Source organism: Asticcacaulis sp. AC466 (genome assembly GCF_000495815.1).
Taxonomy (GTDB): Bacteria; Pseudomonadota; Alphaproteobacteria; order Caulobacterales; family Caulobacteraceae; genus Asticcacaulis.
This window is the reverse complement of the sequence record NZ_AWGE01000018.1, coordinates 45,850-59,881: the sequence shown is the minus strand read 5'-3', so window position 1 is coordinate 59,881 and position 14,032 is coordinate 45,850. Positions and strand designations below refer to the sequence as shown.

At 57.9% G+C, this 14,032-nt stretch carries 10 protein-coding genes; 3 read left to right on the top strand and 7 right to left on the bottom strand.

Features of this window, described 5'->3' with window-relative positions; all coding sequences use genetic code 11:
- Positions 1–134: 134 nt before the first annotated feature.
- Together AEAC466_RS39025 and AEAC466_RS39020 are read left to right on the top strand one after the other, a co-directional pair.
- Positions 135–1,403, top strand: coding sequence for a spinster family MFS transporter (locus AEAC466_RS39025; RefSeq protein ID WP_023459367.1), 1,269 nt, complete (start codon positions 135–137; stop codon positions 1,401–1,403).
- Positions 1,404–1,520: 117 nt separating this feature from the next.
- Positions 1,521–2,099 (top strand): type 1 glutamine amidotransferase domain-containing protein, encoded by a 579-nt coding sequence (locus tag AEAC466_RS39020; RefSeq protein ID WP_023459366.1) that lies wholly within the window; start codon positions 1,521–1,523, stop codon positions 2,097–2,099.
- A gap of 122 nt (positions 2,100–2,221) precedes the next feature.
- Here the strand turns inward: AEAC466_RS39020 and AEAC466_RS39015 are convergent, their stop codons facing one another.
- The 7 genes from AEAC466_RS39015 to AEAC466_RS38985 all read right to left on the bottom strand — a co-directional run bounded on the left by AEAC466_RS39015 (position 2,222) and on the right by AEAC466_RS38985 (position 11,584).
- Positions 2,222–3,226: a YncE family protein gene (locus tag AEAC466_RS39015; protein ID WP_023459365.1), complete on the bottom strand. Its 1,005-nt coding sequence runs from the start codon at positions 3,224–3,226 to the stop codon at positions 2,222–2,224.
- A 22-nt stretch (positions 3,227–3,248) separates the two neighbouring features.
- Positions 3,249–5,441, bottom strand: a complete 2,193-nt coding sequence (locus AEAC466_RS39010) for a TonB-dependent receptor domain-containing protein (RefSeq protein WP_081714689.1) — start codon at positions 5,439–5,441, stop codon at positions 3,249–3,251.
- Entirely contained in the window at positions 5,441–6,055 is a 615-nt protein-coding gene (locus AEAC466_RS39005; RefSeq protein ID WP_081714688.1) for a PepSY-associated TM helix domain-containing protein, read from the bottom strand. The genes AEAC466_RS39010 and AEAC466_RS39005 overlap by 1 nt, the downstream gene beginning before the upstream one ends.
- A gap of 109 nt (positions 6,056–6,164) precedes the next feature.
- Positions 6,165–6,911, bottom strand: coding sequence for an acid phosphatase (locus AEAC466_RS39000; protein ID WP_023459362.1), 747 nt, complete (start codon positions 6,909–6,911; stop codon positions 6,165–6,167).
- A gap of 55 nt (positions 6,912–6,966) precedes the next feature.
- Complete coding sequence (locus AEAC466_RS38995; protein ID WP_023459361.1) at positions 6,967–9,255, bottom strand: TonB-dependent receptor; 2,289 nt, start codon at positions 9,253–9,255, stop codon at positions 6,967–6,969.
- A 317-nt stretch (positions 9,256–9,572) separates the two neighbouring features.
- The gene (locus AEAC466_RS38990) at positions 9,573–10,895 is read right to left on the bottom strand and encodes an ATP-binding protein (protein ID WP_023459360.1); all 1,323 of its coding nucleotides are present in this window, start codon (positions 10,893–10,895) and stop codon (positions 9,573–9,575) included.
- 35 nt (positions 10,896–10,930) lie between these two features.
- Positions 10,931–11,584, bottom strand: a complete 654-nt coding sequence (locus AEAC466_RS38985) for a response regulator transcription factor (RefSeq protein ID WP_023459359.1) — start codon at positions 11,582–11,584, stop codon at positions 10,931–10,933.
- 452 nt (positions 11,585–12,036) lie between these two features.
- On the opposite strand from AEAC466_RS38985, the gene AEAC466_RS38980 reads away from it, so the two are divergent.
- Positions 12,037–13,974 (top strand): NPCBM/NEW2 domain-containing protein, encoded by a 1,938-nt coding sequence (locus tag AEAC466_RS38980; RefSeq protein WP_023459358.1) that lies wholly within the window; start codon positions 12,037–12,039, stop codon positions 13,972–13,974.
- Positions 13,975–14,032: the final 58 nt, after the last annotated feature.

Genomic DNA, 14,032 nt, shown 5'->3' with positions numbered 1-14,032 from the left:
CGAAGGCGAGGTTGGGTAAACCCGATCTTCGTTTTGGTCCGGAAAACCGACGGGTAACCGCCCGAAAAATCACGTATGCATCAAGTCGCCAAAAGTCATGTCCACGACGTGGCGTGATGCGATAGGGGAAAGACATGTCAGACGATACCTCAGGTCAATCCGCCGGAATATCATCCAAGCGGCGCTATTTCGTCCTGTTCATGCTGATCCTGGTCTACATCCTGAATTTTCTCGATCGGCAGATCATCAGCATTCTGGCCGTGCCGATTAAAACCGAGTTTAACCTCACCGACACGCAGATGGGGTGGTTGGGCGGTCTGGCCTTCGGGTCTCTATATTCCATTCTCGCAATACCGGCGGCGTGGCTGGCGGATCGATTTTCGCGGACCTGGATCATGACTGGCGCGTTGGTCGTCTGGTCCGGCTTCACCGGCTTTTGCGGCCTGGCGACCAATTTCACGCAGTTGTTTATTTCACGCATGGGGGTTGGGGTTGGCGAAGCGGGCGGCGTGGCTCCCGCGTACAGCCTGGTGTCTGACTATTTCCCGCCTAAGTCGCGCGCCCGGGCGCTGGCCATCTATTCATTGGGCATCCCCGTGGGCGCCGCTGCCGGCACCTTCGTCGGCGGACTGCTGGCCTCGGATTGGCGACGCGCCTTCATTACGGTCGGCATTGCGGGGATCGCGGTTGCGCCCTTTTTCCGGCTTTTGGTGCGTGAGCCCAAACGCGCCGCGAACGCCCCAGCGGTGGAAAAGGCCCCTGGCATTCTTACCGTTGCCCGTATTGCGTTCGCCAAGCCCTCCTTCTGGCTTTTGGCCATCGGCGCGGGCTGTTCGTCCCTTGTCGGCTACGGGCTGATGTTCTGGCTGCCGTCGTTCCTGGTGAGATCCTTTCATTTCGCCCTGCCTGAAGCGTCACGCTTCATTGCGACCATAACCCTTGTCGGCGGCGTCATCGGCATGTTGGCCGGCGGCTGGCTGGCCGACAAGTTGGGTCAGAAATCAAAATCTGCCTATCCGCTTATCCCGGCGGCGGCCTTCATCGTTTCGGCGCCCCTGTATGCGCTGGGTGTTTTGGCTGTCACACCGGAACACGCGTTTTTCCTCTTTCTGTTGCCCCAGGCGCTGGGCTTGATGTGGCTTGGGCCAGTCCTGACAGCCGTTCAACATCTGGGGCCGGCACGGTCGCGCAGCCAGATGTCTGCTCTATTTCTACTGATCAACAATCTGATCGGGCTTGGCGTGGGCCCCTATTTCTTTGGCAAGATGTCGGACGTCTTCAAACCGGCTTATGGTGCGGATTCCATCAAATACGCCTTTATTTGTGGATTGGCTTTCTACGTGCTGGCCGCCATCCTGCTCCTTCTGGCCTCGCGCACCTTGAAGAAGGATTGGGTGGATTAGGCGCGTCTAGCAATCATCGCTTACGCCTTATGGCAAATTGACACGGCATGGGGGTTTAGGCCTCGGATACTTACGCGCGTGCGCCTAGAAACCTCTAACCCATATGGAGGTTAGGTCATGTCAGGCACACTTCAAAATCTGAACATCGCTATTCTGGTTACCGACGGATTCGAGCAGGAAGAAATGGTTGAGCCGCGGGCGGCGCTGGATGGCGCCGGCGCGACGACGGTACTCATTTCACCAAAGCCAGGCGAGGTGCGCGGCTGGAAACACACGGAATGGGGCGACAGCTTCAACGTTGATCAATTGTTGACGGATGCCCAGGCGGGGGCGTTCGATGCCTTGCTGCTGCCGGGCGGTGTAATCAACCCGGATCAGCTGCGTATGAACAAAGCTGCAGTCGCGTTTGTCAAAGCGTTTGGTGATGCTGGCAAACCCATCGCCGCCATCTGCCACGGGCCTTGGACGCTGATCAACGCAGGGCTGGTCAAGGGCAGGCGCATGACCTCCTGGCCCTCTCTTGAAGCCGACCTGCGTAATGCCGGGGCGCACTGGGTCGACGAGCCTTGCATAACCGACGGCATTCTGGTGACCAGCCGCAAGCCGGACGATATTCCGGCCTTCAACGATGCGATGATTACGCGTTTTGCCGCGCAATCGGCGCCTGCACGGCACTTGACCGACCCATTGGGCTGACGTGCGCCTGGCGGGTTTGATACCCGAATGATTTCGGTGTCGCATGGGCGTTTTTTAAGAGCAGGGCCGGCCGTATTCCTACGGCCGGCCCCTTGCCGACAGGACGCTGTAATCGGGGTAGATCAGCGACCGACGACAATCACGACAAGGCTGTTGGGCGAAATGGTCGGCCGTCCGGTTTTGGCGTCAACCGAGCCTAAGTCCGCCGCCGGCAGATAGATGCGGCCGGTATCCGCATCCAGCGTCGCCGTACGCGCGCTGGCCTTGGTAGCGACGACATCAATGACATGGGGCACGCCATCGAAGCTGATGACCGTCAGTTTGCCATCGGCGCTGGGGACGTAGCCCAGTTTGGCCGTTGCATCATAAAGCGCGGCATCCGGGCGAGGACCGACGGGCACGGTGGCGACCTCTTCGCCTGTATCGGCCTTGCTGATACGGGCGATGCCGTTTTGACAGGCGGAGAGAATAAGACGCTGCCCCGGAATGAAGGCTATACCGGACGGCTCCTCGCAATCCTTGATAACATGGGTTGCCTTAAGGGTCAGGGTACGCGCATCGACAACGACAAAGGCGTTCTTGTCCTCAAGATGGCTGAAAACCAGGCCTTCACCGTCTACGGCGGCTGCTTCTGCTGCGCCGCCGATGGCCACGCGACCGGATAGGGTCTGGGTATCCAGATCGATAACGTCCATAGCGCCGCCGGCGTTTGCCATGACGAACGCCTTGCCCGTGACGGGTTCGATGATGGCGGCGTCGGGTTTAGTGTCGGTCTTGATGGTGGCCTTCACCGCGCCGGTATTGGCGTCGTTAATCGTAACGATGTCCGCTTTGCCGTGCGTAACCAGAAGATCGGCGCCACTATGGACCGGCAGGGCGATATGGGCCCCTTTTGCGTCCGCCAGGTGAGGCGTTGCCTGGCCGGCTTTCATGGCGAATGCGGAAATGGATGTACCGTGTGCGACGTACAGTTTTCCCGCTGCGGGATCCAGGGTGATGTAGTCCCAGCCGCCATCGCCGCCGATCTTGAACTGGTCAATCACCTTTAGCCCGGATGTTTGGGCCATGACGGGCGTGGAAAATAGAACGGCTGCCAGGCCGATGACGAGGCCGGATGTCTTGGTCATATGCGAATCTTTCTGCGGGGAGTTATTCATAGTCGAAGGCCGTCTTGGCTTTTTTCGCCCCGGCACCGGTATAGGTGATGCCGACATAGACCACCTGTCCCGCAAGTCGGCGGGTGTAGCGGTCCTGTACAGCCGGTGTGTCTATAACGCGCTGGAATTTCTGACCGTTAAAGGCGTCGGACACGGTTACGACCATAGCCAGGCCCGATTTGATCTGACGGCGATAGCCCATATTTACCGTCAGAACCGGCAGGAGGTAGCCCTGTGCCGTCAACCGCTTTCCGGTGTAGTTGCTGCTGACCTGCCACGTATCGGCTGAGGTCGGCTTGAAATCCAGGCTGGCTTTCAGATTGGTGGCGATATTGGATCGCGGACGGCTGGCGCCGAAGGCCTGAACATCTAGTTCGTTGTAGAACAGGTTACCGCTCAAATTGTAGCTGAGTTTCGGCGAAAGCTTGCCATTTGCCGTCCCTTCCAGACCGCCGGCCCGGGTGCGCGGTATATTGGTCTTGGTCAGCAGAATGACGTCCTCACTGATGACCTGGATAACATCACTTACTGCATTGTGTGTGTCGCGGCAGAAGGCGGTCGCCGTGTAGGTCAGTGCCGGGGCTTCGTGACTGTAACCGCCTTCCAGGCTTTGTATTTCGGCGGGCTTGAGGTTAGGATTACCGGCGCGCAGATTGTGGGTGTCCTGATGATCGGAGAAGGGATTTAGATCTTCAGGGTCGGGGCGCTCTACGCGCTGGCTGTAACTGGCCAAGAGTTTGTCGGCCTCGGACAGGCTGTAACTGACATGCAGCGATGGATAGGCATGTGTATAGGCGGAGCTATTAGCCAGTTCGCCGGTGATCTGATGGGTTCGTACCCGCGCACTTTCGACACGCAGGCCGCCGAGTACGTCGAACGGACCCGATTGTGTTTCGTACGTGGCGTATAAGGCCTGAACCGCCTGATAATAGCGAAAATGGTTGGTAATGTTGGGATCGCTCTCGTAGCGTCCAGTCGCGGGGTCCAGGCGCGTGCCCGCATTATCGTAACCGTTATCGTCGCGCGTGAAATCGTAGCCCAGTTTCAGCGCACCGCCATTGGGCATGGGCAGTACGTAGTCGGCGCTCAGGTCGGTCGTCACCAGATCCAGGCCCAGATGCAAGGTGTCGTAGCTGTCCGCGGCCAGGGGCTGGGTGTAGACATTGCGATAGGCGTAGTTTTCCCGCTCACGTGTTATGGTGCGCCGTAGATTGACACTCAGGGTTTCCCCGTCGCGGGCCAGACGTCGGTCGTAACTCAGGCCCTGATCGAGGTCCAGTCGCCATTCCTTGCCGTCGCTGTGGCGGGTTGAGGCCTTGTCGAGCACGCTTGCGGAATCGTAGGCTTCGTCCTGTTGCTGGAAATAGCGATCGCCATGGCGTTCCATCCACGACAGGCTGGCGCCGATCTTGTCCCGGTCGGTCACATCATAGGCCGCCGCCGTTTTAACGGCCGCGATCTGGCGGCTGACATGTTCGGCCAGATCGTGATGACTGACCACCGTTTGCCCGGTGAGGGGGTCGATCTGGTGGCGATCGTCTATGATCTCACGCAACCGCTTGTCGCGCCGCAGAGTGACGCTGCCGGACAGGCTCAATTTCCGTGTGTTCAAAGCCAAGGTCCCACCCAGATTATAGCGGCCGCCGGCGCCGAGATAGGCCTGTGCCGATCCGGTTGTTCCGGGTTTACGGGCGGTTTTGAGGATGATGTTGATGACGCCTGCCGACCCGTCCGACTTGAACTCAGCCGATGGATTGGTGATGATCTCGATCCGGTCGATATCGGACGCCGGAATCTGGCTCAGACCGTCGGCTCCGGAGGCGCCCTTTACCTGGCTGGACGGCTTGCCGTTGATCAATATCGTCACACCAGCATCGCCGCGAAGGCTGACCTGACCGTCAGAATTAACGTCAACCGATGGGAGGGTATTCAACAGGTCTGCCGCCGATCCGGAGGTACTCTGGATATCGCTGTCGGCTTTGTAGACGTTTCGATCTATACGCCGCACGACTGGCGCGCGTTTACCTTGGACGACAACGGTTTGGGCGGTGTCGGTATCCGCGGCGGGTGTCTGGGCATAGGCCGGCTGCATCGCAAGGGACAGTGCCGCAACCGCAGGCGTGACGCCCAAGACAATGGGCAGACGTCTGAAGCTTGCGAAACGCACTACGGCAGAGCGAGACATTATAGATGCAGAATGAGGATGAGGAACGCGATCGGCAGGACCACGCCTGACGCCACCAGAGGCCACGTCATTTTTCGCATCCTGGCCTGGATGACGAGCAATACGAAGCCGCTGATCGAAAAGATCAGAACCGAAATCGCAAAGACGTCGATGAAATAATGCCAGGCAGGACGAACGTTCTTGCCCTTGTGCAGATCGGTCAGAAAGGCCATCGCGCCGCGATCGCTTCGATCCAGAACGATTAGAGATTTTGCCTGGTCGACCGAGACGGTCGTGCGTTTGCCTGGATCGGGGAGGTTTATCGTCACCTTCTCGCCGGCGACGCGGATCTTGGCGCCGCGCATATCCAGCCCGAATAAATGGCTGATGTCATTGGCCGCCCGCGCGGGCAGGGCAGAGCCATCCGTCAGGCCGTCAAGTTCGCCCGCGAGGGCCGAAGACAGGGGGCGTTCGACGCGCGTCGTCACCGGCGCAGGTGCGAGCAGGCCTTCGTTATTCAGGAAAAAGCCAGTCAGGGCGTAAAGGCACAGACAGGTTACGGAAAAGGCCGCCGTGATCCAGTGGATTTGCCGGACGTACATACGCCAGGGCTTGAATACGGAAGGAATAGTCATGAGGACCCGTGGCAAGTGGAGGTGTGGCAGACGTGCCAGATCAAACTGAAGGCAAAATGAAATGGCGCAGATTCACGAGGAATCTGCGCCATTCTTTGTGATAGTCGTCTTACTGTGTCAGGCCTGCGGCAACCAGTTCAGCCTTGGCGGCGGCAAATTCTTGCTGGAACTGCGGGCTGCCCATTATTTCCACGGCGATACCGGTGGCCAGCGCCTGGCTGGCGACCGTATCTGAGACGAAATGAACACCACAGACGACGCGGTTATGGGCGTAGTCTTGCGCTCTGGTGAAAATGACATCGGCCTTAGCTGGCATCAGGTGCGCCAGGATGATGCCATCCGTGAAGCCTAGGGTCGAGTGGCCGGACGGATAGCTGGTTGGCGCCTTGCCGAGAGGAGAGGGGACGCAGGTCGGGATCGATTGGTCCAGTTCGAACGGACGTTTGCGGGCAAAGAAGGTCTTGGCCTTCTTGGTTGCATAGCTCTGGTCGTTCTCGACGTGCTTGAACAGTAGGGCCGTGGCCGGCAACTTGGAGAGGTCAAAGCCAGGCAAGACAGAGGAATACAGGTTGATCGACTCGTTTTCGTCGTCTTCGGCCGCCTGCTTGATGCGTGCAGGGGAACTGGCCTTGACCACGGCGCGAACGATCTCGAGGTCAGCGCGGCTTTCGGCCGAATCCACCTTCGGCGGTGCAGGCAGCAAGGTTGCCGGGTTAAGACGGTCCGGGGAAATGAAGATCGGCTTGAGCGTTGCTTTTGCGGCAGGGGCGGGAGTGGCCGTTTCAGCATGGACGGCGCCGGTCAGGGCCGACGTGCTCAGGAACAGCGAAACGGTTAAGGCGTGAATCAGGCGCATGGGATGTCCTTGAAAAAAGCCGGGACTCTGTGAGTCCCGGCATCGGATTGGTATTTTAGAACTTGGCGATGAGGGTCAGTTGGGCGTTGCGCCCGACCAGATAGGTGTAGGTATTAAGCAGCGCCGACGTCTTGTCCGTCTTGAGTCCGGTCAGGTCGCGATTGTCCATCAGGTTGTTGATCTGCGCCTTGATCCGATAGCGGCCAAATTCGTAGTTGACCGACAGATCAACCGTATCAAAGGCATTGATGGGAATGGCCTGGGCATTGTCGGCATATTGCTTGCCGACCTGCTTATAGAGCAGCGAACCCGACCATTGACCGTGATGGTAAAGGGCCCCTGCACCGGTGGTTGTCAGTGGCGCTCCGGAAACCTGCATCCGGGTCACGGCATTGATGTAGCGGTTGCTCGATCCATTGGCGAATAGGGTGACGCCGTTATCAAAGGCATAGGAAACCTGACCTTCGAGGCCGCTGGCCTTGGCCTTGCCGATGTTGATATAGGTGTTCTGAGCGCTGTCGGCGGCCAGAAGATTGGTCAGGTCGATGCGGTAGACATCGACATCGACCGCAACGTGGTGCGACTGGTACACCGTACCGAGCTGGTAGTTGGTGGACAGGGACGGCGAAGCGCTGTTTGACGCGGCATTGATGACATAAAGGGCCGCGATATCGGGCATGTACATGCCTTCGGCGAATTGGCCGTAGACCGACCAGTTCTTTGCCAGCTTGTAGTTCACCGATAGGTTGCTCAGAGTCTTGGTGTTTTTGTTGCCGGCGTTTTGGGCCATGCGCGGCGACTTGATCACGTCGGCGTTGACATTGCGCTTCATCGACACTGCCTTGATGCCCGGCGTTATGGTCAGGGCGTCCGTGACGTGCCATTCGAAGTCAGCGAAGGTCTGTACCTGCCACCAGGACGACCGTTCCTCATAGGACTTGTAGTTCAGCATTGCGTCGGTCGATGTCGTCTTGCAGGTCACGCCGTTGTAGACTAGGCAGACGGGCTTTTCGCGATTATCGAACACCGTGCGGCCCAGGGTAGCGTCGTAGTCGTAGGTGTGGCGGTTGGTCGACGAGGTTTCGAGCCACAGACCGGTATGTAGCACACCAAAACCGAAATCACGGTTGACGCGGGTTATGTTCCCCCAGGTCATGTAGTGGTTCAGTTTTTCGTAGCCCAGGATATCGTTTGGATTCGATGGCTTGGCCTTGGTGGCTACGCCGTTGACGGTCAGGGAATTGGTCACATAGGCGCCAATTGCTGCGGCGGAGTTGCTTGTGCCGTCGGCAGAAGACAGGTTGGTCGCAGTATTGGTCGTGTTGTCGTAGTAGATGTTATAGGTTGTGTTTTCCAGTTTGAAGCCGGCCGGCAGGTCGCCACCGAGCTTGGCATAGGAAAATACCGTGTGCTTGTTGAACTGGTTGTAGCCGTAGTAGGTCGCCTTGGTCGGATCGTTCGATAGGGCGAAATCCTTGCCGTACAGAGCGGTCTGGGCCTGGGTGCCGCCAGGATTGTCCGACACGTGCCAGAGGTTGGCGTTATACATGGCAAATACGGTGAAATTCCATGTCTCGCTGATCGGCAGCGTCCATTTCGTCGTGGCATTGCCGGAATGCATGGATGAATAGGTTTGGGCGCCGTCCGAGCCGTTCATTTGAATGTTGACGAAACCGGCGAGGTCGTGAAGGGCCTTGATCTTGCCGGTCTGCACGACGGCGACGCTTTGCCACGAATTCCACGAGCCAACCGTTTCGCGCAAGGTGACGCCGAAGTCATCGGCGACCTTGTTGGAAAACATCTTGATATTGCCGCCGTAGTTGGCCTGGCCGATGTCACCGACTGAGCCCGGACCGCGATCAACGATCACGGCGCCCACTGTCGAGGCGGGGAAAAACGAATTGGAATGGTGGGTCGGATTGTTGCTGTCCCCCCAGGGTATACCTTCGAAGGTGACATTGTAGTTGCCGTCCTTGAAGCCGCGCAGGGTAACCTTGCTTTCGCCGAAGCCCGGTCCGTTATTCGATCCAGCCGACGCTGCCGACGGAGTAATGTTTGCGATTGTGGTGAAGTCGCCGGTTTCTGCGACGGAATTTTCGATGAACGGACGCGAAACAATCGACTGCGGTTCGCCCTGATCGAGTGATGCCTTGGACGGGGACGTCGCGGCGGCGCGCGACCGTTCTGCCCGGATGATGACGGTCTTCACTTGTTCATCGGAAACGTCTGTATTGTCCTGAGGCTTGGCCTCCTGGGCGTAGGCGTGCGCGCCCATGGCGGTAGCGAGCAGGGTGGTGGTCAGGAAAGCGGTGCGCAGCGTGCGATGACGCAGGTTCGTGTACATGTGTAATGCCCCTTGGTTACGACATCCTGATCCGCCTAAATGGGGAGGGGCGGCCGGTGTCTTGCGGCGGGCAATAGCAATCGATTGTGACGATGCTGTTATTGTTATGTGACGTTTTAGTTTTTAATTATCAAATTAGAAGTTTGTACTTTTAAATTTCAAGTAAATAAAAGTAAAAAAGCCTCACGCGCGAAATAACGCATGAAGTTTCAGGTCTTATAAAATTACATACAGGCGTGCGGAGGTGGCGGCCGTGAGCCCGCGCACGAACACCTCCGTTAGCAATCGAAACTGAATGGAAAATGAAGCGTATGCGCTTAGGGTTGGAAGGCGACCGTGACACACAGCCCGCCGCCTTGGGCTGGTGCGGCAAGCGAGATGTCGGCCGTCAGCAGCTCGGCAATGTTTTTGACGATCGACAGGCCGAGGCCACTACCGGTCTGGGTAACGCCTTGGACGCGGTAGAAGCGCGTAAAGACAAGCTCCCGCTCCGCTTCCGGAATACCCGGTCCCTGGTCGCAAAGGGTTATGACGCCCTTGGAGACAGTAAGTGTGACGGCGCTGCCTTCAGGTGAATATTTGATGGCGTTATCGAGCAGGTTGTTGAGCAGGATGGCCAGCAATGCCGATTTCGACGTTAACATCGCCGCCTCATCGCCGCTCAGGGATAGGTCTATGCCCTTTTCTGCGGCAAGCGGAAAAATGTCCCGGATCGCGTCGCGGGCATGGTCATAGAGGTTGAACGGGATGTTGGCCGTCGGGGCATGGCGGATGCGGGCCAGGATGAGCAGTTGGTCGAGCAGGCGAGAGGCACGCTTAACGCCTTTCGACAACTGTATGGCCGCTGTCGTCCGCTCACTGGCATTGCGGGCGTTCAGGATGACATTGGCTTGCGCGCTAAGCGTGGCCAGGGGGGTGCGCATTTCGTGGGCCGCACTATCGGTAAAGCGCCGCTCCTGTTCCAGCGAACGACCGAGATCGGTGAGTAGGTTGTTGAGCGATATCGCCAAAGGCAGGATTTCGGCCGGCGTCTTGACGAAGTGAATTGGCGACAGATCCCGGGATGAGCGCGACCGGACAGCCCGGGCAAAGTCTTGCAGATCGCGCAATCCCCATTTTATGCCAAGCCAGATGGCTAGCATCAGCAATGGCAAGGCAATGAGCAATGGAATGAGCAGGTCGCGCACGACCCTTTCGATAAGAAGATTGCGCGCCCTGGCCATTTCCGAGACTTCGACGACGACCTTATCGTCTGGGACGTAGAGGGTATAGGTGCGCCAGTATATGCCGTTGATGTACCGGTCGACAAATCCTGCTGGCAGGGGAGGGGCAGCGGGGTTGGGCAAATAGCCGGAGCGGCGCACCAACTGGTCATCCCGCCAGACTCTGAAGCTGCGCCATTTGGCATAAATCTTCAGTGCTTTTCGATCGGCCTTATTGAGGGGCAGGTCGCTCTCTTCCAATGCGACGGCGGAATGAGGCGCACCGTCGCGGGTTAGGGACCACAGGACCGTCGCCGAATTGACGAGCTGGGAATCGTATATCTCAACGATTTCGTCATCGGCGGTTAGCCACGCCAGGGTGCCGACCGCCAGCAGGACAAGCGTCACGAGGACGCCGACCCCTTTCATGATTTGCATCGATAGCCTGGGCGCTTTGCCGATCGACCGGACCATCACGGTTGAATAACGTAGCCGACGCCACGCACATTGGTGACGAGGTCGCGCCCCAGTTTCTTACGCAGAGTATAGATTGCGGCCTCTACCGTATTGCTTTCAGTGTCATTGTCCCAGGTGTAAATCCGGGTTTCGATATCGGATCGGCTCAGGATACGCCCCGTGCGCTCCATGAGCAGGGCCAAAATCTGATATTCGCGCCCTGTGAGTCTGACCCACTCTCCCGCTTTCTTTACCGTGCGGCCATTGCTGTCGAGTTCGATATCGCGATGGGTCAGGCGGGCCTCGGCCCGGCCGTGGCTACGCCGCACGACGGCACGCATGCGGGCGAGGAGTTCCTTAAGGTCGAAGGGCTTGACGATATAGTCGTCGGCGCCGAGGTCCAGCCCTTCGATCCGGTCGTCCAGCGCGTCGCGCGCCGTCATTATGACAACGGGCACCTTTGAGGTGCGCCGCAATTGTTTAAGGACGCGAAAGCCGGAGAGATCGGGCAGGTTTATGTCGAGCGCCACGGCTGAGAACGGCACGAGATTGAGGGCTTCAAGCGCGCTTTCGCCTCCGGTCACCCAGTCAACCGTGTATCCGAATTGTTGGATGCCGGTCTCCAGAGCCTGGCCTAGCAACAGGTCGTCTTCCACCAATAAAATACGCATGATCCACGGAGCCGATCTCGGAAACGAATGGCGTCCTCTATCGGCTCGAAATGTTCCAGTTTTGTGACAGCCAACGGCAGTTGTCATTTCGGACGAAATGTCGAGAGTGCTCATAAGTGGGCCGGCTTACCCGGTGGGAGGACGATGAGGTGGCCTCCAAGGTCCGAAATGAGTCTTGTGGGCTCCATATATCCATGGTAGCGTTAACAATAGTCGGACAAATATAAAAACGGGCAGGATATATGACTAGTCGTAGACGCTCTCATACGAGCAAAGGGTTTTGCGAATTTTTCATCGCCCGTTTTATATATTTTCGTGCTGCTAATGGTCTTGGGGCGGGGGTGTCATGCCCGTAGGCGCCGCAGTACTCCAGTAGTGCCGCCGGCCCTGGTGGTCGGCTGAGACCGACGCGACTCGCTTTAAAGTTTCCGAAAATTTGAAATGTGGTGCCTATGAAATCTTTGCCCTTGCTGCATTCTTGCTGCGTACTCGCTCTTGTCTTTTCGCTGTCGGCCCTGTCTGCCGAGGCAAAAGGAACCAAATCCGACCCCTTGGCGCCAACCGGTCGCTGGAGCGCTTACACGGCCGGCCGCGCGGCAACCCCGCCAATGGGTTGGAGTTCCTGGAACGCCTTCGGCACGGATGTCAACGAAGCGCGCGTCCTCGACTCGGCCAACACTATTGTTGAAAGCGGTTTGGCTGCTAAAGGCTATCGTTATATCAATATTGACGACGGTTGGTGGCTAAAGCGTCGACAGACGGACGGCCGGATGCAGGTCCGCAGTCAGATATTCCCATCCGCCCAGGTTGGTGGCGCGAACGAAACCAGTTTTAAACCCTTCACCGATCGGATCCATTCCATGGGCCTGAAAGCCGGAATCTACTCCGACCTTGGTCGGAATTCTTGCTCTCAGGCCTATGGCGGGCCGGGTACGCCAAATCTGCCAGAAGGGTCGGTCGCCGAGCGCGAGGTCGGTCTTTACGGTCATATGTCAAAGGACATTAAGCTCTACTTCGATGACTGGGGTTTCGACTTCATCAAGGTGGATGGGTGTGGCGTTCGGGCGTTTACGCCAGAGTCGGAAAAGGTGAAGAGCGGTCACTATCGCGCCCTGGGGCCACTAATCGACTTTCAATCCGTAAATCGTACCGACGTTGCAGAGGTCAAAAAGCTGTATGCCGAGATCGCCGATACGCTGAAACGGGACAATCCGGATGGTGACTTTGTCTTTTCCATCTGTGCATGGGGATCGGCCGATGTGCGGGCATGGGGCAAGAATGTCGGCAATCTGTCACGGACCAGCGACGATCTGACGCCGACCTGGGCACGCATGCTGACCAATTTCGACAGCGCCGCAACCCGAGCCTTGTATGCGCATCCGGGAAGTTGGAACGATCCGGACATGTTGTTCGTCGGCCATGGCGATTTCGACGAACATCATCTGACCGAAGCGAAATCCCATTTTGCGCTCTGGGCCATGATCAACGCACCTTTGATAATCGGTTACGATCTACGCAAGGCGCCGCCGGAATTAATGGATATTTTTGGCAATACCGACATCATCGCCATCGACCAGGATCCTGCCGGCAACCAGGCCGTTCTGGCCTATGATACCGATGATGTGCAGATTTTCGTCAAGACGCTGGGGACGGATCCGGCGCATAAGGCCGTGGCGATATTCAATCGAGGCGATGTGGCTCGCGACTTCAATCTGACCGCCGCACACCTGAAATATGCGGCTGATGGCGACATCCGGCTCAAGGATTTGTGGACCAAGGCCACGCTTCCTGATTTCAAGGGCGAGGTAAAGCTGCGGGTTGAGCCGCACCAGACGCTTATTTTCGATGCACAGGGCAAGCATGCCCTTGCCGGCGGTGCGTATCTGTCTGAACTGCCGGGACGTGTAAACCCGGCTGTTGATGGCGTTATTGTGCCACAGGCCGATCCGTTCATTCACCGTATGGTCAACCCGTGGGGCGGCACCCAGGGGCGGGGCGATCTGCCTATGTATGCCGGATGGGGTGGCGCTCAGGCCGACACCACGCCCTATGGCCGGACTCTGCAGATCGCCGGGCATGTATTCGAAAATGGTATAGGCATTCTGGCGGGGTCGCGTCTTGAAGTCCGTATCACCGATGAACGGCGGTTCGAAACCAGCGTCGGGGTTGACGATTCGACCCTAAACCCCTCTCAGCCGGTCACCTTCTATATCTATGGCGATGGGAAACTTCTGAAGACGTCCAAGCCTATGCGTTTCGGGCAGACGCCTGAGCACCTGGCCGCTGATATTCAAGGGATCAAGATCTTGGAGCTGGTTGCCCGCGGGGGTGGTGCCGACACCGTGCAGCCGACAGCGGTGACGTGGGGCGACGCCGCACTGATCCATTAGCCATCTAAGATGCAGGCCGGATGGAACGGCATATAGTTTAATTGACTGAGATCAACCA

Bases quoted from the DNA above. Each gene is read 5' to 3' on its own strand.
- AEAC466_RS38985 (WP_023459359.1), bottom strand. From the start codon at position 11,584: ATGCGTATTTTATTGGTGGAAGACGACCTGTTGCTAGGCCAGGCTCTG.
- AEAC466_RS39025 (WP_023459367.1), top strand. From the start codon at position 135: ATGTCAGACGATACCTCAGGTCAATCCGCCGGAATATCATCCAAGCGG.
- AEAC466_RS39000 (WP_023459362.1), bottom strand. From the start codon at position 6,911: ATGCGCCTGATTCACGCCTTAACCGTTTCGCTGTTCCTGAGCACGTCG.
- AEAC466_RS38980 (WP_023459358.1), top strand. From the start codon at position 12,037: ATGAAATCTTTGCCCTTGCTGCATTCTTGCTGCGTACTCGCTCTTGTC.
- AEAC466_RS39020 (WP_023459366.1), top strand. From the start codon at position 1,521: ATGTCAGGCACACTTCAAAATCTGAACATCGCTATTCTGGTTACCGAC.
- AEAC466_RS39005 (WP_081714688.1), bottom strand. From the start codon at position 6,055: ATGACTATTCCTTCCGTATTCAAGCCCTGGCGTATGTACGTCCGGCAA.
- AEAC466_RS38990 (WP_023459360.1), bottom strand. From the start codon at position 10,895: ATGCAAATCATGAAAGGGGTCGGCGTCCTCGTGACGCTTGTCCTGCTG.
- AEAC466_RS39015 (WP_023459365.1), bottom strand. From the start codon at position 3,226: ATGACCAAGACATCCGGCCTCGTCATCGGCCTGGCAGCCGTTCTATTT.
- AEAC466_RS38995 (WP_023459361.1), bottom strand. From the start codon at position 9,255: ATGTACACGAACCTGCGTCATCGCACGCTGCGCACCGCTTTCCTGACC.
- AEAC466_RS39010 (WP_081714689.1), bottom strand. From the start codon at position 5,441: ATGTCTCGCTCTGCCGTAGTGCGTTTCGCAAGCTTCAGACGTCTGCCC.